Genomic DNA, 17,285 nt, shown 5'->3' with positions numbered 1-17,285 from the left:
TTAAGCGGACATTATGCCCGACGCGCCATTGCCTCAAGGATAATGCGGTTAATCATCGGTTAATCGCCACCCATCATCGTGCACCGTACTTGCACCGCGATAAGGCTTACTCATGCGTCGTCTGTTTCTACTGCTTTTTCTTTTCATCGCAGGACTGGCCCAGGCGGCGTCGAATCCGTTCGAAACCAAACCGGATTTCCTGCCTGTCAGCAAAGCCTTTGTTTTTACCTCCGAACGCCTTGAATCCGGCGAAACCCAGCTCTTCTGGCAAATTGCCGACGGTTACTACCTGTACCAGAAACGCATGAGCTTCAACGGTTTGCCCGATACCCAAAAACCAGCGCTGCCCGAGGGCGAAGCCCACAGCGATGAGTTCTTCGGTGATCAGCAGGTCTATCGCCAAGGCCTGGAGTTAAAGATTCCAGCTGGCGCCAGTGGCCAGATCAAAGTGGGTTTCCAAGGCTGCGCCGATGCCGGTTTGTGTTACCCACCGCAAACCCAGGTCGTGGATCTGGGGGGCGATGCGGCGGTGGTCAGTGCCGGCGAGGCACCGGATCAAGCCCTGGCCAGCGGTCTGCAACAGCGCGCGCTGGGCTGGAGTTTGCTGGTGTTCTTTGGCCTGGGGCTGTTGCTCGCTTTCGCGCCCTGCTCGCTGCCGATGTTGCCGATTCTCGCCGGTTTGATCGTCGGCAGCGGCGCCAGCCCCAAGCGCGGTTTCGCTCTGGCCGGCAGTTATGTGGTCAGCATGGCGCTGGTGTATGCGGCTCTGGGCGTGCTGGCCGCGTTGCTCGGTGCAAACTTGCAGGCGCTGTTGCAGAACGTTTGGTTACTTGGTGGTTTCGCCGTGGTGTTTGTGCTGTTGTCGTTGCCGATGTTCGGTTTCTTCGAACTGCAACTGCCGGCCGCGCTGCGTGACCGTCTGGAAAACGCCAGTCGCCAACAAGGTGGCGGCAGCCTGGTCGGTGCCGGTGTGCTCGGGGCCTTGTCCGGTTTGCTGGTCGGCCCGTGCATGACTGCGCCGCTGGCCGGGGCCTTGCTGTACATCGCCCAGAGCGGCAACGCATTGCACGGTGGGCTGATCCTGTTCGCCATGGGCATCGGCATCGGTTTGCCGCTGTTGTTGCTGGTGACCGTCGGCCACCGTTTCCTGCCCAAGCCCGGCGCCTGGATGAACCTGCTCAAAGGCCTCTTCGGTTTCCTGTTCCTCGGCACCGCGCTGGTGATGGTGCGGCCGGTGCTTGATGAGTCACTGTGGGTCGGTCTGTGGGGCGCGCTGTTGTTAATCATCGCCTATAGCGCCTGGCGCCAGACCGGTGGACACGACCGCGCCGCTCATGTGTTCGGTGGCCTGGCGCTGCTTTCCGGATTGTGGGGCAGCCTGCTGTTGATCGGGGCCGCGGGCGGCAGCGATGACCTGTTCAATCCGTTGCAGGTTTACAGTGCACAGGCGTCGACCAGCGTTCCCAACCCGGCGGCCGACGACGTTTTTATCACCGTCAAGGATCCCGCCGCGCTGCAACGCGAACTCGACGCTGCCCGCGCCCAAGGCCAGTGGGTGCTGCTGGACTACTACGCCGACTGGTGCGTGTCGTGCAAGATCATGGAGAAACAGGTGTTCGGCAAACCTCAGGTAGTGGACGCGCTGAAGGAAGTCCGCTTGCTGCGTCTGGACGTGACCGCCGACAATGCCGCCAGCCGTGAACTGCTCGGCCGTTATAAAGTGCCGGGACCGCCAAGCTTGCTGTGGATCGGCACCGACGGCATCGAGCGCCGCAGCCAGCGCATCACCGGAGAGGTGAATGCCGCCGGTTTCCTCCAACGCTGGAACATCACCCGGGACGCTCGTTGATGCTGACCTTTACCCTCGGCACCTTTGCCATTGCGCTCAACCACCTGCTGCTGATCAGTGCCTTGGCACTGGCCACCCTGGTCGGCTGGCGGGTGGCCAAGCGCGGTGGCGAGAACCCCGAGTCAGTGCTGTTCAGCCTGTTCCTGTTGGGTTTGCTCGCCGCCAGGATCGGTTTCGTGCTCGCCTACTGGGCCCACTACCGCGATGATCCGTGGCAGATCATCGACCTGCGCGATGGCGGTTTCCTCGCCTGGCCCGGGGTGATTGCCCTGCTGCTGGCAACGCTGTTGCGCGGCTGGCGTCGGCCAGCGCTGCGTAAACCGCTGGGTTTCGGCGTTGTCAGCGGTCTGTTGTTCTGGCTGCTGGCGAGTTTGTCCCTGAGTCTTTACGAACAAGGCACACGTTTGCCGGGCATCGTCTTGCGCAATGCCGCCGGCGAAACCGTGCAACTGGCCGATTATCAGGGAGGCCCCCTGGTGATCAATCTTTGGGCCACCTGGTGCCCGCCCTGCCGGCGCGAAATGCCGGTGCTGGAGAACGCCCAGCAACATCGGCCGGACCTGACCTTTTTGTTCGTCAATCAGGCTGAAAGCATGCAAAGCGTCAGCACCTTCCTCGCCACTCAGGGCTTGAGCCTGTCCAACGTGCTGTTCGATGGCGGCGGCCGACTGGGTCAAGCCGTCGGCTCGATGGCATTGCCAACTACGCTGTTCTACAGTGCCGAGGGCCGACTGCTCACCAGCCACCTGGGTGAATTATCGGAAGCCAGCCTGGCCCGCGCCCTGGAAAACTTCGACTCCCCGAATTCAGCCATACAGGCCACACCGTCAAGGAAACTGCCATGCCCCGCCTCCGCCACCTGCTGACGCTGTCCCTGGGCGCAGCGCTGCTGCAAATCCCGTTGCTGCACGCCGAAGAACTGCCTGCGGCGATCCGCAAGATCGAAGCGAAAGGCGCAAAAATCATCGGCAGTTTCGACGCACCTGATGGCCTGCGCGGTTACGCAGCGCAGTATCAACACCGTGGCATGACCCTGTACCTGACGCCCGACGGTCAGCATGTGCTGCTCGGCAACCTGTACGACGCCGACGGCAAGGACCTGAGCGCCGAGCCGTTGCAAAAGCTGGTCTATGCGCCGATGGCCAAGGAAGTCTGGGCGAAGATGGACGCCAGCAACTGGATCGCCGACGGCAGCAAGGATGCACCGCGCACCGTCTACCTGTTCAGCGACCCGAACTGCCCTTACTGCAACATGTTCTGGGAACAAGCCCGGCCGTGGGTGACGGCCGGCAAAGTGCAACTGCGGCACATCATGGTCGGGATCATCCGTGAAGACAGCCCCGGCAAATCCGCTGCACTGCTGGCCAGCAAAGACCCGAGCAAGGCCCTGGAGGAACACGAAAAGGCTGGCAAACAAAGCTCGCTGAAAGCGCTGACAACCATTCCTGCCGCGATCCAGGCCAAACTCGACGCCAACATGAAGTTGATGGAAGAGCTGGAACTGTCCGCCACCCCGGCGATTTTCTACATGGACGACAAGGGCGAGTTGCAACAGCAACAAGGCGCGCCGTCGCCGGACAAACTGGTGAAGATTCTCGGGCCGAAGTAGTTTTTGCCGTTAGATTTCTACTGGATTCACCGACGCCATCGCGAGCAAGCTCGCTCCCACCTTTTCGGCTCAGCGCTGACTCTGGACAAGGACCTGGCTCACGTTAATCGTCGACAGTTCAACGATGTGACGTGAGCCAGGAGGGGAAATTCAGGGGCTGGAATAAAATTGGCGATTGATGGCCTGATTTCAGCTTTTGGGCACCGGCACGATGGCAATTTTGTACGGATCGAAAATCTTCAGCATCTGCCCATTGTCCCGCAAGCCTTGCAGCAACTTGCCGAAGGTTTCAGCGCTGATCGGCGCTTGCGGACGTAACAGCGCGTAGTGGTGATAAACCTGATCGATACGCTGGGATACCAGCAACTGTGCCCCGACCTTTTCATTGCGCAGCAGGTAATCGTAGAGGTACGAACGCGTGACCAGTGCGATGTCGGCACGATCGCGAAGGATCATTAAAATATTGCTGTCGTGGGAAGTCGTGAGCGTCGCGTTGTAAGTGTTCTTGAGAAATTGCGGATCGGCATTGAACCCGGCAAATTCGTAGTGATAATCCTTGTACAACGCCAGACGCTTACCTTTCAAATCGGCGAAGTAGCTCTGCTGGCGGTCCGGTTTGCTCTGTGCGACAAAAATTTCAGCATCTTCCAGCCCCATGTCGACAGTGCTGTGCGGGATATCCTTCCAGCCCCACTCCGGATTTTCGAAGATTGCCATGTCAACCCGGGCGTCCTCGAAATCACCAAAACGACGCTGTAATGAGGTCGGCACGAGTTTGAACTGATAGTCGGTTTGCAACTTGTTCAGTGCCTCGACCAACTGCGGCAGCAGTCCGGTATCGTCGCCATTCTCCGGTCGAACGGTATAGGGAGGAAAATGCGCAGCGCCCACCTGTACCACTTGCGCGGCCGAAGCCGGCAGCACGAACAGCGCGCCCAGCGCCATCAGCGAAATCCGTAAAACCTTCCGAACGGATGAAGAGTTCAAAACAAACCCACCTTTAAAAATACATTCACTACAAAGCTAGGCGGTTTTATCCACTTAGACAATGTGATGATGGCTATTTAATGGTTTCTGGCAAAACCGTCATTTTTCTTCCAGCACCAGAATCAACGCTTCGTCCGCCAATTGATCAAGGCTCATACTGCCGTCCGCACGAAACCAAGTGGTGGTCCAGGACAGCGCGCCGGTTAGAAAACGTCGGGTGATGAACACGTCGCCGCGAATAAAACCGGCGTCTTTCGCCTCTCCCAGCACTTGCAGCCAGATCTGTTCATAGATATCACGCAGCGCCAGCACCTGGGCCTGGCCTTCTTCGGACAGCGAGCGCCATTCGTAGACCAGCACCGCCATCGCTTCACCGCTACCGCCCATGATCGACTGCAATTCGCAGCGGATCAGCGCCAGCACCCGCTCACGCACAGTGGTCGCTTGCGCCAGGGACGCGCGCATCAGCGCGGTGTTGTAGCGAATGGTTTCCTCCATCACCGCCCGCAGGATTTCATCCTTGCTTTTGAAGTGATGAAAAATGCTCCCCGACTGAATCCCCACCGCGCTGGCCAGGTCACGCACCGTGGTGCGCTCGTAACCCTTGTTGCGAAACAGGTGAGCAGCCATTTGCAGCAGTTTGCCGCGAGCGCTGTCCGGATCGGTCAGTTGCCCGTTATCGACCAACTCGCGCATTACCAGCAGGGCTTTTTGCTCGTCCACCCGTTCTCTCCTACAGTCGCTCAATCACATGTGCGATCACACCACGAAAACAGTGGGTTGCGCGGGCAATTTAAGCTGACCGGGGCGACCAAGCAAGCGCTTGGGCAGAAGAGGTTGCCGGCATTTACAAACCAAGCGCTTGCTTGGTAGTCTCAGCTCACTTCTGTCGGAGGCTTGCAATGAACAAAACCGTTCGTATCGGCTGCGCCAGTGCCTTCTGGGGCGATACCTCGACCGCCGCCGCGCAATTGGTTGAAGGCGCTCGGCTGGACTATCTGGTGTTCGACTACCTGGCAGAAATCACCATGTCCTTGCTGGCCGGCGCGCGAATGAAAGATCCCCAGGCCGGTTACGCGACCGACTTCGTCGAAGTCCTCAGCCCGCTCCTCGAGCGACTCTCCGAACAGAACATCCGGGTGATCAGTAACGCCGGCGGGATCAATCCACTGGCCTGCGCAGCAGCGCTGCAAACGGCGTGCGATAAAGCCGGCGTGCCACTGAAGATCGCTGTATTGCTGGGCGATGACCTGCAACCGCAGTTCAAGCAACTGGCTGCCTGCGGCGTACAAGAAATGTTCAGCGGCGCGCCCCTGCCAGCGATGTGCGTGTCGACCAACGCCTACCTCGGCGCCCCCGGTATTGTCGAAGCGCTGCGTCTGGGCGCGGACATCGTCATCACCGGCAGAGTGGTCGACAGCGCGGTGGTCAGCGCCGCGTTGGTGCATGAATTCGGCTGGTCGTGGCAGGACTACGACCCACTGGCCCAGGCCGCGCTGGCCGGACACATCATCGAGTGCGGCGCGCAGTGCACCGGCGGCAACTTCACCGATTGGCAAGAAGTACCGGACTACGAACACATCGGTTTTCCGATCGTCGAGGTCAGTGCCGACGGCCAGTTCATCGTCAGCAAACCTGAAGGTTCCGGCGGTTTGGTCACTCCGCTGAGCGTTGGCGAGCAACTGCTGTATGAAATCGGCAACCCTCGCGCTTACCTGCTGCCGGATGTGGTCTGCGACTTCAGCCAGGTCAAACTCCAGCAACACGGCAAAAACGCCGTGCACGTTCACGGTGCCAAAGGCTTGCCGCCGCCTCGTCAATACAAGGTCAGCGCAACCTGGCCGGACGGTTTTCGCTGCACCGCCAGTTGCCTGATTGCCGGGATCGACGCGGTGGCCAAGGCGCGTCGGGTGAGTCAGGCGATCATCGCCAAGACCTCGGAAATGTTCAGCCAACGCGGCTGGGCGCCCTACAGCGAAGTGAACATTGAACTGCTCGGCAGCGAAGCGACCTACGGCCCCCATGGTCGGCGCCAAGACAGCCGCGAAGTGGTGATCAAACTGGCGGTGCGGCATCCGAACAAACAAGCGCTGATCCTGTTTTCCCGAGAGATCGCCCAGGCCGCCACCGGCATGGCGCCAGGGCTGACCGGAATCGTCGGCGGGCGGCCAACGGTGTACCCGTTGATCCGTCTGTTCTCGTTCCTGATCGACAAAAACACCTGCACGCTGGAAATCGACCTGCAAGGCCAACGTCACCCCTGCGTCCTGCCTGCTCTCGATCACCTTGACAGCGCCGACCTGCCGGTATCTTTTTCGCCCCCCAAACCCCAAGGCCGGGCCGACGCCAGTGTGGCGCTGGTGAAACTCGCGGTGGCGCGCTCCGGTGACAAGGGCAATCACAGCAACATCGGCGTCATGGCCCGCACCCCCGAATACCTGCCGTGGATCGCCGAAGCGCTGACGCCGGCGGTAGTCGTCGACTGGATGAGTCACGTTCTCGACCCGATCCACGGGCGTGTCGAGCGCTGGTATCTACCCGGCACTCACAGCCTGAATTTTCTGTTGGAAAACGCCCTCGGCGGTGGTGGCGTGGCCAGCCTGCGAATCGACCCGCAAGGCAAGGCGTTCGCTCAGCAACTATTGGAAATCCAGATCCCGGTGCCGCAAGGCATCGCTGACCAAGTCAAGTAGAGGACTGATCCATGCCGCTGATTGAATCGCAACTCGACCCCCACACTCCGCAGTTCGCACAGAACCGCGAGGCGATGTTGAGCAGCATCGAGCAGGTCCGTCAGCTGGAACGCAACCTGCTGGCCAAAGCCGCTGAGGCCAAAGCGAAATTCGACAAACGCGGGCAACTCCTGCCGCGCGAACGGCTGAACCTGCTGCTCGATCCCGGCGCGCCGTTTCTCGAACTGGCCAGCCTGGCCGGCTACAAGCTGCACGACGACAAGGACGGCAGTCAGGCCGGTGGCGGGTTGATCGCCGGGATTGGCTACGTGTCCGGCGTGCGGGTGCTGGTGGTCGCCAACAACAGCGCGATCAAGGGCGGAACCATTTCCCCCAGCGGTCTGAAAAAGTCCCTGCGCCTGCAACAGATCGCCATGGAAAACAAACTGCCGGTGATCACCCTCGCCGAAAGCGGCGGCGCCAACCTCAATTACGCCGCCGAGATTTTCGTCGAGGGCGCGCGCAGTTTCGCCAATCAGGCACGGATGTCGGCCATGGGTTTGCCGCAAATCACTGTGGTGCACGGTTCGGCCACCGCCGGCGGTGCTTATCAGCCGGGGCTCTCGGACTACGTGGTGGTGGTGCGCGGCAAGGCCAAGCTGTTTCTCGCAGGTCCCCCGCTGCTCAAGGCCGCCACCGGCGAAGTCGCCACCGATGAAGAGCTCGGTGGTGCCGAGATGCACGCGCAAACCGCCGGCACCGCTGAATACCTGGCCGAAAACGATGCCGACGGCGTACGGCTGGTACGCGAAATTGTCAGCCTGTTGCCGTGGAATGCGCGGTTAGCGCGGCACAGCGCCCAACACTGGGACGAGCCGCTCTACCCCATCGACGAGCTGCTGGGATTGATTCCCGACGATCCGAAAAAGCCCTACGACGTGCGCGAGATCATTGCGCGCATCGCCGATGGCTCATGCTTTCTCGAGTTCAAGGGCGAGTTCGATCAACAGACGGTTTGCGGCCATTTGAAGATCCAGGGACGGCCCTGCGGCTTTATCGGCAACAACGGTCCGATCACCCCACAAGGCGCCAGCAAGGCCGCGCAGTTCATCCAGCTCTGCGACCAGAGCCAGACGCCGCTGCTGTTTTTCCATAACACCACCGGTTTCATGGTCGGCACCGAGTCGGAACAGCAAGGGGTGATCAAACACGGCGCGAAGATGATTCAGGCAGTCGCCAATGCGCGGGTGCCGAAGCTGACCATTGTGGTCGGCGGCTCTTACGGCGCCGGCAACTACGCGATGTGCGGCCGTGGGCTCGACCCGCGTTTCATCTTCGCCTGGCCCAACAGCCGCACTGCTGTCATGGGCGGCGCCCAGGCCGGCAAGGTGCTGCGCATTGTCACCGAAGCCAAGCAGGCCAAGCAGGGTTTGGTCCCGGACCCGAAGATGCTCGACATGCTCGAGCAGGTCACCGCGCAAAAACTCGACAGCCAGTCCACTGCACTTTATGGCAGCGCCAACCTGTGGGACGACGGGCTGATTGACCCGCGAGATACCCGCACCTTGCTCGGCTACCTGCTGGATATCTGCCATGAGGCCGAGGTCCGTCAGTTGCAACCCAACAGTTTTGGTATTGCACGTTTTTGAGGCTCTGATCACCACCAGGTTTAGGGAGAACAATAAAAATGATCTTCACCCAGGAACACGAAGAACTGCGCCGTACCATCCGCAATTTTGTCGACCGCGAAATCAACCCGCACGTCGATGAGTGGGAAAAGGCCGGACGTTTTCCGATTCACGAGATTTTCCGCAAGGCCGGCGCGCTCGGTCTGTTGGGGATTTCCAAACCGGAAAAATTCGGTGGCATGGGCCTGGACTACAGCTATTCGATTGTCGCCGCTGAAGAGTTCGGCACCATCCATTGCGGCGGGATTCCGATGTCGATTGGCGTGCAGACCGACATGTGCACCCCGGCCCTCGCCCGCTTCGGCTCCGATGAGTTGCGTGAAGAATTCCTTCGTCCGGCGATCAGCGGTGAACAAGTCGGCTGCATTGGCGTCTCGGAAGTCGGTGCCGGCTCTGATGTCGCCGGGCTGAAAACCACTGCGCGCAAGGACGGCGACGACTACGTGATCAACGGCAGCAAAATGTGGATCACCAACTCACCCAGCGCCGACTTCATCTGTCTGCTGGCCAACACCTCGGACGACAAGGCGCACATCAACAAGTCGTTGATCATGGTGCCGATGAACTGCCCCGGCATCAGTCTCGGCTCGCACCTGGACAAACTCGGTATGCGTAGCTCGGAAACCGCCCAAGTGTTTTTCGACAATGTGCGTGTGCCGCAACGCAACCGCATCGGCCACGAAGGCGCAGGCTTCATGATGCAAATGCTGCAGTTTCAGGAAGAACGCCTGTTCGGTGCGGCGAACATGATCAAGGGCCTGGAATACTGCATCGACAGCACGATTGAGTACTGCAAGGAACGCCAGACGTTTGGCAATGCACTGATCGACAACCAGGTCATCCACTTCCGCCTCGCGGAGCTTTCAACCGAAATCGAATGCTTGCGGGCGCTGGTCTACCAGGCCACCGAACAATACGTCAAAGGCCAGGACGTCACGCGCCTGGCGTCCATGGCCAAACTCAAGGCCGGGCGGCTGGGCCGGGAAGTCAGCGACAGTTGCCTGCAATACTGGGGCGGCATGGGCTACATGTGGGACAACCCGGTGGCCCGCGCCTACCGCGATGTGCGGCTGGTGTCGATCGGTGGAGGCTCCGACGAAATCATGCTGGGGATCATCTGCAAACTGATGGGCATCCTGCCCGGGAAGAAAAAATGAGCACTCTGCCCGTTTGCCAGACTCTGCTGCTGGAACCACACAACGGCGTTCTGCACATCACCTTGAACCGGCCGGACTGCCGCAACGCCATGAGCTTGCAGATGGTCGCCGAATTGCGTGCAGTACTGGCGGCGGTACGCGATGACCGCAGCATCCGCGCATTAGTGCTCGGCGGTACCGGCGGCCATTTCTGTGCCGGTGGCGATTTGAACGACATGGCCAACGCCCGCGTTCAAGGTCAGGAGGCTTACCGTGAGTTGAACCGCGCGTTTGGCGCCCTGCTCGAAGAGGCCCAGCACGCGCCGCAAGTGCTGATCACGGTGTTGCAGGGGGCCGTGCTCGGCGGCGGCTTCGGTCTGGTCTGTGTCAGCGACATTGCACTGACCGACCACAATGCCCAGTTCGGTTTGCCGGAAACCAGCCTCGGCCTGCTGCCGGCGCAAATCGCTCCATTTGTGGTCCAGCGTATCGGTCTGACCCAGGCGCGACGCCTGGCGCTGACCGCCGCGCGTTTTGACGGGCATGAGGCGCGGCGTTTGGGGCTGGTGCATTTTGTCGAACACGATGCGCAAGCCCTGGCCGAACGCCTGGATGCGGTGCTCGCCCATGTTCTGTGCTGCGCTCCCGGTGCCAATGCCGCGACCAAGGCCTTGTTGCTGGCCAGCACCGAACAGCCGCTGGGGCCGTTGCTCGACCAGGCAGCCGAATGGTTCAGCGAAGCCGTGACCGGGGCGGAAGGCGTCGAAGGGACGATGGCCTTTGTGCAGAAACGCAAACCGGGTTGGGCGCCCTAAGAGCATCGCGAGCAAGCTCGCTCCCACAGGGGTTCCAGGGTGTTTGCACTATCCAATGCCTACCAAAGATCCAATGTGGGAGCGAGCGTGCTCGCGATGAGGCCCTCACGAACACCGCATCACTAAAAGGATCAACACATGCCCACCCTGCGCAAAATCCTCATCGCCAACCGCGGTGAAATCGCCTGCCGCATCCAGCGCACCGCCCAGGCGCTGGGCTATCGCACGGTGGCGGTGTTCAGCGACGCCGACGCCGATGCCCTGCACGTGCGCATGGCCGATGAGGCGGTCAACATCGGCCCCGCTGCCGTTGCGCAGTCCTACCTGAACAGCGCGGCGATCATCGGTGCCGCATTGCGCAGCGGTGCAGACGCGATCCACCCCGGCTACGGCTTTCTCTCGGAAAACGCTGAATTCGCCACGGCCTGCGCCCGGGCCGGCATCACCTTTATCGGTCCAAGTCCTGCGGCCATTGAACTGATGGGCAGCAAACGCTTGTCGAAAATCGCCATGCTCGCCGCGGGGGTGCCGTGCATCGGCGGTTACCAAGGGGCTGAGCAGGACGATGCCACCCTGAGCCGTGAAGCCGAGCGCATCGGCTATCCGCTGATGGTCAAGGCCAGCGCTGGCGGTGGTGGACGCGGCATGCGTCTGGTACACCGTGCGAGTGAATTGCTTGAGCAGATCCGCACCGCACGCTCCGAAGCCCTGCACGCGTTTGGCAGCGACGAGTTGATTCTCGAACACGCGCTGATCGAACCGCGCCACGTCGAAATCCAGCTGTTCGGCGACCAGCACGGCAACCTGATCTACCTCGGCGAGCGCGACTGTTCGGTCCAGCGGCGCCATCAAAAAGTCATCGAAGAGGCACCTTGCCCGGTGATGACCGCCGAATTGCGCCAGGCCATGGGCGAGGCCGCGCTGAAGGCCGGGCGTGCGGTGAATTATGTCGGCGCCGGCACCGTGGAGTTCTTGCTCGATGCGCGGGGACAGTTCTATTTTCTGGAGATGAACACTCGCTTGCAGGTCGAGCACCCGGTGACCGAATTGATCACGGGGCTGGACCTGGTGGCCTGGCAACTGGATGTGGCCGCCGGATTACCGTTGCCGTTGCGCCAGGACCAGGTCGAACTCAAGGGCCACGCGATGGAGGTGCGTCTTTATGCGGAGGATCCGGCGCAGGGTTTCCTGCCCCAGACCGGGCAGATCACGCGCTGGGAACCGGCCCTGCAGGACGGGGTGCGCATTGACCACGGTTTGCTCGAAGGTCAGCCGGTCAGTCCGTTTTACGACCCGCTGCTCGGCAAAATCATCGCCTACGGCGCCACCCGCGAAGAGGCTCGGCGCAAGTTGCTGCGAGCAGTCGAAGACAGCGCCTTGCTGGGCCTGCAGACCAATCAGCGTCTACTCGCCGGCTTGCTGGAGCATCCGCGGTTTATCGCCGGGGATTTCAATACCGGGTTCATCGCGCAACACTTCGCCGATCACCCGAGCCTTCACCCACACGCGCCCACGGCCGAAGAGCTGGCTATCGCCACGGTGCTGTTCTATCTGCAGTCCGCCGGCGTCCATACGCCAGGACTCGCCGGTTGGCGCAACAACGCCACCGCGCCGTTGCTGCAACAGATCGGCCTCAACGACGGTCGCTGGTCAACCGAAATGAGCGTCCTGCCCGACGGGCAATTACGCGTTCAGGTGGCCGGGGAAACGCTGCAACTGAAGCTATTCGATATCAACGCACGCTCGGCCAACCTGGAAATCAACGGCATTCGCCGCCGCTACGCCTGGCAACTGGCCGCCGGACAACTGTGGTTGTTCACCCGCCCCGGCAGCCTGCTGTTGCAAGACCAGACGCTGGCGCCCGTCAGCGGCCAGGTTGGCACCAGCACCGGCACGCTGAAAGCGCCGATGGATGGTGCGATTGTCGAAGTGCTGGTCAGCGAAGGCTCCCCGGTGAGCAAAGGGCAACTGTTGCTGGTGCTGGAGGCGATGAAAATGGAGCATCCGCTCAAGGCTGGCATCGATGGTGTGATCAAACGGCTGCAGGTCAGCCCCGGCGATCAGGTAAAAAATCGTCAGATTTTGTTGGAGGTTGAATAAGTCGCTAGGCGGATCCGTCGCGGTTGGCTACGCTCAGCCTCATCAGGACGCGGAAACCAGGAAACCTGCGATGCCTCATTGGCTGGTAATTGATCTCGAAGCGACAACGGATGACGGTGGCTGGCCAGTGACCGAGATGGAGATCATCGAAATCGGCGCCACCCTGGTCAATCGCGAAGGCCGCGAACTGGACCACTTCCAGCGCTTCGTTCGGCCCCTGCGACGGCCGCTGCTGACGCCCTTTTGTCGCGAACTGACCCGCATCACCCAAGCCAATATCGACGCCGCCCAGCCGCTGACCGAGGTCTGGCCGCTGTTCGAGCGCTGGCTCGGCCAGCATCACACGCGCCTCCAAGGCTGGGCCAGCTGGGGCGATTACGACCGCAAACAACTGCTTCAGGAATGGCAACGCCTGCAACTCGACAGCGCCCTGAGCCGAGTCCCCCATATGAATCTGAAACAGCGCTTCGCCAAGGCCCGCCGACTGGAGCGGCCGCTGGGACTCAATGGCGCTCTGCAACTGGCGGGAATGCAATTTACCGGTCAACAGCACCGGGCCCTGGAAGATGCACGTAATACCGCGCGCCTGTTACCGCTGATTCTTCCGGGTTGATCCTTGAGTGCAACAGGTGACGGGCGGAAAGGCCTTGTGCATACTGGCCGGCCTTTTTAGCCCATTTCGAGGAATCGCCCATGTTTAAAGTCAACGAGTACTTCGACGGCACCGTCAAGTCGATTGCCTTCGGCACTGCTGAAGGTCCGGCCACTATCGGCGTCATGGCACCGGGCGAATACGAGTTCGGCACCAGCCAGCGTGAAATCATGCACGTGGTTTCCGGCGCCCTGACCGTCAAACTGCCTGACAGCAGCGACTGGGAAACCTTCGCCGCCGGCAGCCAGTTCAACGTGCCGGCCAACAGCAAGTTCCAGCTGAAAGTCGCCGTCGACACCGCTTACCTGTGCGAATACCGCGGCTAAGCGTTTCACCGCGATAAAAAAATGCCCGTGTCGAAAGACACGGGCATTTTTATTCCGGCGTTACAGCGTCATTCGAGAATCTCTATCGGCATGCCGACTTCAAGCCGGCCATTGCCGTCGTTGACCAGGTTCTGGCCAAACATCGCGCCATCCTCTTGCGCGCGGTATTTCTGCAGCGTAGCCAGAGGTTCACGGTCGTCGCTGCGCTCACCGGTCTGCGGGTCGATGGTGGTGAGGACACAGCGTGAACACGGTTTGACCACGCGGAACTCGACATCGCCAATCCGAATGCGCTTCCAGCCGTCTTCGGCAAACGCCTCACTGCCCTCGATCACCAGATTCGGTCGAAAACGCAGCATCTCGAGTGGACGGCCAACGCGTTGCGACAGGTCCTCAAGCGAAGCCTGGCCAATCAATAGCAACGGAAAACCGTCGGCAAAGGCGACTTTATCGTCATCCTTGCCATAACCGGCCTGAGTGGTACGGGCCAGCGCCTCGGGCACCTGCACCAGCCGCGTCGGTTTGCCGATAAACTCACTGACCCAGGCACCGGCCGCATCACCGGCATCAGGAACCCGCAAGGTATCGCGCCAGATGGTCACGCCGCGCAGTTCAGCGTCGCTGGCTGGCAGGGCAATATCGATCGGCGAGCGACCGGGTGCACTGAGCGTCAGGCCACCGGCGGCATTCCACAACGCCGACAACTGGCTCATGTCCGCTACCGCGCGTTGCGTCAGGAAGCGTCCGCTGGCCTCGTCCACCAGCATCCAGCGTCGATCCCCGTCCAGCCCCAGCTTGTCCAGGCTGACCTGTTGCAGGGTTTCGCCCTTGCCGGACTTGAGTGGATAACGGTAAAGCGCGCTCAGACGCAACATGGCCAGCTCCCTGGTGGGCAAAAGCGCCACGATATACGAGCCGGCTGACGAATCAAAGAAGCACATCACGGGCAGACGCCAAGTCTACCCGTGATGCTCCGTCAGGCCGGGACTGCGTCGAGCATCAGGCGCTGGCGCACTACGTCGACCAGTTTGTCTGGCTGGAATTTCGAGAGGAAGTTGTCACAACCGACCTTCTTTACCATCGAGTCGTTGAAACTGCCGGACAGCGAGGTGTGCAGGACTACGTACAGGCGACGCAGACGTGGATCGTTGCGGATCTCGGTGGTCAGACGGTAGCCGTCCATTTCGGGCATTTCCGCGTCGGTGAAGATCATCAGCAGTTTGTCGGTCATGACCTCGCCGGTATCGGCCCAGGCCTTGAGCATGTTCAGTGCCTTCAGACCATCGCTGGCGACGTGCATTTTCACCCCGAGCTGACCCAGGGTGTCGCGCAACTGGGACAGGGCCACCTTGGAGTCGTCCACCAGCAGCACTTCACGACCGCGGGCACGCTCCAGCACCGGGTCGTCGAGCTTGTCACGCGAAACCTTGGCGTTGTAAGGCACGATCTCGGCGAGTACTTTTTCGACGTCGATGATTTCCACCAATTGGTCATCGACCTTGCTGATGGCAGTGAGGTAATGCTGGCGGCCGGCACTGGTTGGCGGCGGCAGAATGGCTTCCCAGTTCATGTTGACGATGCGATCGACGCCACCGACCAGGAATGCCTGCACCGAGCGGTTGTACTCGGTCACGATGATGGTGCTGTTGGGCCCCGGCACCAGCGGCCGCATACCGATGGCCTGGGACAGGTCAATTACCGGCAACGTCTGGCCACGCAGATTGACCACACCACAGACAAACGGGTGACGCTGCGGCATCAAGGTCAGCTTTGGCAATTGCAGGACTTCTTGCACCTTGAAGACGTTGATCGCAAACAACTGCCGACCGGCCAGACGAAACATGAGAATTTCCAGGCGATTCTCACCCACCAGCTGTGTGCGTTGATCTACTGTGTCGAGAATGCCGGCCATTGATGACTCCTGGGCTTTTCTGATGATTTCACTAAAGATGGTTATCGGCGGTTCACGCGCAATCTTGACCCGCGAACAAAATGCCATGCAAAGGAATTGATGTCACATTAACATCATGCTCTACTGAAGCGGTCGTTTCATCAACTGCACAACCCTTCCCTTCGCGGGACCCGCCTTTGCGCGTCAGGTTCCGTGGCATAAGGGAATCCCCTAGCCGCAATCAGGACTCGCCTGATATTCGCGATATCCAATAGCCATTAATGTGATGCCATTCTCATTGCATGAATGGAGTCGGGCTTTTGTTTGTGATCGAAAAACCATTGCCGAGCTCGTTCTTCAGCCCGCCAGGTTACGCCGCTCATGCCTTATGGCGAATGATTGCGGCACCTCGTTACGCTGCAAATCAGACTCGTTCAATCGGGGAATTCGTGTCGAACGCAAACAGACCGTTCATCGCCAGCCACAAAAAATCAGAACTGCCCTACAGATTCCGGTCGTCGTCCGGCAGTACCTTACGCCCGTTCGCCATACGGCTGATTGCATCACCTGACTTGATGTCGTGGAGAAAAGCATGCTGAACGATCGTAAAAACCGGAATCAGCGACTGCCCGAATTGTTGATCGAGGCAGAATCCCTGCTGGCTAAATCCGAGGAATGCCTGAGCCACCTGCAACTGATCAACAATGATCAGGACGCCATCGACTGCATGCTGAACACACTGTTCACCCTGGCCAACCGGGCCGATGCATTGGCACTGCAGGCCGTATCGGAGTTCTCGATGTGCCTTCACGCCTTGCTCAGCAATACACGCAATCAAATCGATCTGAATGACCAGGCACTTTGCGCGTTGAAAGAGTGCTTCACATTGATGGCCTGGCAACTTGAACTGGTCGACCTGACGACCGGCCAACTCAGCCTTGATGACGCTGAACAGAGATCATTGATCGAAGCCTTCGCGATGGAAATTGGCCGTGCCCCGACGCGCCAGGCATCACCCTCCAGGCCATTCGCATGCGCCCTGCTTTCGGCAACACATGCCTGAATTGCATCAAGTAATGCATCGGATCGCTTGATAATTTCCAGCACTTCCAGCAACAACCTTTCACGTCGCAATTGAACATTTCATATTTTTTAACGACAGAAGCCAGTTAATAACCCAACTATTGGTTGTCGACTTCCGACCTCTTGAACTACCCGCCTGGAGCGCTGCGAACTGTTTAGCAACGTAATGAATCACGCTGGACGCTCCGTCACCAGCCCATGCCCGCTAACGTGGAGCAGACGTCCAGCAATGACAAAATTCCTGACGCCATGGACCTATATAGCGAACGCGACCAACGGTATGTTAAGTGGTATTATGCGGCCCAATTAGTTAGCACTACTTTAGGGCACTCTGACTTCAGGCTGGGCCTATCCTCTGGAAGGTGCAAAACTCGATTTTGACAATCAGACTGCGCTAACTTGAAGCCGACTTCTCAATCACCAGCGTTTTCCAGACAGAGACCCGTCAGCCGCCCTGATTGGTCTGCCCGCAGCGAA

Annotated in this window: 15 protein-coding genes; 11 read left to right on the top strand and 4 right to left on the bottom strand. The window is 60.0% G+C overall.

Annotation, left to right across the window (positions count from 1 at the left end):
* The first annotated feature begins 112 nt into the window (after positions 1-112).
* From dsbD to dsbG, 3 genes are read left to right on the top strand one after another with little or no spacing between them, the layout of a single operon-like run.
* Positions 113-1,849 carry a protein-disulfide reductase DsbD gene (gene dsbD / locus AC1RPZ_RS16945; protein WP_493138118.1) on the top strand — a complete coding sequence of 579 codons (1,737 nt, stop codon included), beginning with the start codon at positions 113-115 and terminating at the stop codon, positions 1,847-1,849.
* Positions 1,849-2,715, top strand: a complete 867-nt coding sequence (locus AC1RPZ_RS16940; protein WP_493138117.1) for a TlpA family protein disulfide reductase — start codon at positions 1,849-1,851, stop codon at positions 2,713-2,715. Before dsbD ends, AC1RPZ_RS16940 begins: the two co-directional genes overlap by 1 nt.
* A complete protein-coding gene (dsbG, locus tag AC1RPZ_RS16935) occupies positions 2,691-3,458 on the top strand; it encodes a thiol:disulfide interchange protein DsbG (protein ID WP_493138116.1) in 768 nt (255 codons plus the stop codon). The genes AC1RPZ_RS16940 and dsbG overlap by 25 nt, the downstream gene beginning before the upstream one ends.
* Positions 3,459-3,647: 189 nt before the next feature.
* Here the strand turns inward: dsbG and AC1RPZ_RS16930 are convergent, their stop codons facing one another.
* Together AC1RPZ_RS16930 and AC1RPZ_RS16925 are read right to left on the bottom strand one after the other, a co-directional pair.
* Positions 3,648-4,403, bottom strand: coding sequence for a substrate-binding periplasmic protein (locus AC1RPZ_RS16930; RefSeq protein WP_493138145.1), 756 nt, complete (start codon positions 4,401-4,403; stop codon positions 3,648-3,650).
* A 141-nt stretch (positions 4,404-4,544) separates the two neighbouring features.
* The gene (locus tag AC1RPZ_RS16925; RefSeq protein ID WP_493138115.1) at positions 4,545-5,168 is read right to left on the bottom strand and encodes a TetR/AcrR family transcriptional regulator; all 624 of its coding nucleotides are present in this window, start codon (positions 5,166-5,168) and stop codon (positions 4,545-4,547) included.
* Between the two features lie 179 nt (positions 5,169-5,347).
* On the opposite strand from AC1RPZ_RS16925, the gene AC1RPZ_RS16920 reads away from it, so the two are divergent.
* The 7 genes from AC1RPZ_RS16920 (at position 5,348) to ppnP (ending at position 13,834) form a co-directional block, all read left to right on the top strand.
* Positions 5,348-7,138, top strand: a complete 1,791-nt coding sequence (locus AC1RPZ_RS16920; RefSeq protein ID WP_493138114.1) for an acyclic terpene utilization AtuA family protein — start codon at positions 5,348-5,350, stop codon at positions 7,136-7,138.
* 11 nt (positions 7,139-7,149) lie between these two features.
* Entirely contained in the window at positions 7,150-8,766 is a 1,617-nt protein-coding gene (gene atuC, locus AC1RPZ_RS16915; RefSeq protein ID WP_493138113.1) for a geranyl-CoA carboxylase subunit beta, read from the top strand.
* Between the two features lie 38 nt (positions 8,767-8,804).
* A complete protein-coding gene (gene atuD / locus AC1RPZ_RS16910; protein WP_493138112.1) occupies positions 8,805-9,962 on the top strand; it encodes a citronellyl-CoA dehydrogenase in 1,158 nt (385 codons plus the stop codon).
* Entirely contained in the window at positions 9,959-10,756 is a 798-nt protein-coding gene (locus tag AC1RPZ_RS16905) for an enoyl-CoA hydratase/isomerase family protein (RefSeq protein ID WP_493138111.1), read from the top strand. Before atuD ends, AC1RPZ_RS16905 begins: the two co-directional genes overlap by 4 nt.
* A gap of 138 nt (positions 10,757-10,894) precedes the next feature.
* Entirely contained in the window at positions 10,895-12,856 is a 1,962-nt protein-coding gene (locus AC1RPZ_RS16900) for an acetyl-CoA carboxylase biotin carboxylase subunit (protein WP_493138110.1), read from the top strand.
* A 70-nt stretch (positions 12,857-12,926) separates the two neighbouring features.
* Entirely contained in the window at positions 12,927-13,469 is a 543-nt protein-coding gene (locus tag AC1RPZ_RS16895) for a 3'-5' exonuclease (protein ID WP_493138109.1), read from the top strand.
* 80 nt (positions 13,470-13,549) lie between these two features.
* Positions 13,550-13,834: a pyrimidine/purine nucleoside phosphorylase gene (gene ppnP / locus AC1RPZ_RS16890; protein ID WP_007940055.1), complete on the top strand. Its 285-nt coding sequence runs from the start codon at positions 13,550-13,552 to the stop codon at positions 13,832-13,834.
* Positions 13,835-13,902: 68 nt separating this feature from the next.
* Here the strand turns inward: ppnP and AC1RPZ_RS16885 are convergent, their stop codons facing one another.
* Both AC1RPZ_RS16885 and AC1RPZ_RS16880 read right to left on the bottom strand, forming a co-directional pair.
* The gene (locus tag AC1RPZ_RS16885; RefSeq protein WP_493138108.1) at positions 13,903-14,709 is read right to left on the bottom strand and encodes an MOSC domain-containing protein; all 807 of its coding nucleotides are present in this window, start codon (positions 14,707-14,709) and stop codon (positions 13,903-13,905) included.
* Positions 14,710-14,810: 101 nt separating this feature from the next.
* Positions 14,811-15,746, bottom strand: a complete 936-nt coding sequence (locus tag AC1RPZ_RS16880; protein WP_493138107.1) for a chemotaxis protein CheV — start codon at positions 15,744-15,746, stop codon at positions 14,811-14,813.
* 571 nt (positions 15,747-16,317) lie between these two features.
* Here AC1RPZ_RS16880 and AC1RPZ_RS16875 point away from each other — a divergent pair.
* The gene (locus AC1RPZ_RS16875; protein ID WP_493138106.1) at positions 16,318-16,788 is read left to right on the top strand and encodes a hypothetical protein; all 471 of its coding nucleotides are present in this window, start codon (positions 16,318-16,320) and stop codon (positions 16,786-16,788) included.
* Positions 16,789-17,285: the final 497 nt, after the last annotated feature.

This window comes from Pseudomonas sp. GW822-FHT02D10 (assembly GCF_058802345.1).
Note: the sequence above shows the minus strand (reverse complement) of the source record. Positions and strands in the feature narration are given on the sequence as shown.

Bases quoted from the DNA above. Each gene is read 5' to 3' on its own strand.
- atuC (WP_493138113.1), top strand. From the start codon at position 7,150: ATGCCGCTGATTGAATCGCAACTCGACCCCCACACTCCGCAGTTCGCA.
- AC1RPZ_RS16885 (WP_493138108.1), bottom strand. From the start codon at position 14,709: ATGTTGCGTCTGAGCGCGCTTTACCGTTATCCACTCAAGTCCGGCAAG.
- AC1RPZ_RS16905 (WP_493138111.1), top strand. From the start codon at position 9,959: ATGAGCACTCTGCCCGTTTGCCAGACTCTGCTGCTGGAACCACACAAC.
- AC1RPZ_RS16895 (WP_493138109.1), top strand. From the start codon at position 12,927: ATGCCTCATTGGCTGGTAATTGATCTCGAAGCGACAACGGATGACGGT.
- AC1RPZ_RS16930 (WP_493138145.1), bottom strand. From the start codon at position 4,403: ATGGCGCTGGGCGCGCTGTTCGTGCTGCCGGCTTCGGCCGCGCAAGTG.
- AC1RPZ_RS16920 (WP_493138114.1), top strand. From the start codon at position 5,348: ATGAACAAAACCGTTCGTATCGGCTGCGCCAGTGCCTTCTGGGGCGAT.
- AC1RPZ_RS16900 (WP_493138110.1), top strand. From the start codon at position 10,895: ATGCCCACCCTGCGCAAAATCCTCATCGCCAACCGCGGTGAAATCGCC.
- dsbD (WP_493138118.1), top strand. From the start codon at position 113: ATGCGTCGTCTGTTTCTACTGCTTTTTCTTTTCATCGCAGGACTGGCC.
- ppnP (WP_007940055.1), top strand. From the start codon at position 13,550: ATGTTTAAAGTCAACGAGTACTTCGACGGCACCGTCAAGTCGATTGCC.
- atuD (WP_493138112.1), top strand. From the start codon at position 8,805: ATGATCTTCACCCAGGAACACGAAGAACTGCGCCGTACCATCCGCAAT.
- AC1RPZ_RS16875 (WP_493138106.1), top strand. From the start codon at position 16,318: ATGCTGAACGATCGTAAAAACCGGAATCAGCGACTGCCCGAATTGTTG.
- AC1RPZ_RS16880 (WP_493138107.1), bottom strand. From the start codon at position 15,746: ATGGCCGGCATTCTCGACACAGTAGATCAACGCACACAGCTGGTGGGT.
- dsbG (WP_493138116.1), top strand. From the start codon at position 2,691: ATGCCCCGCCTCCGCCACCTGCTGACGCTGTCCCTGGGCGCAGCGCTG.
- AC1RPZ_RS16940 (WP_493138117.1), top strand. From the start codon at position 1,849: ATGCTGACCTTTACCCTCGGCACCTTTGCCATTGCGCTCAACCACCTG.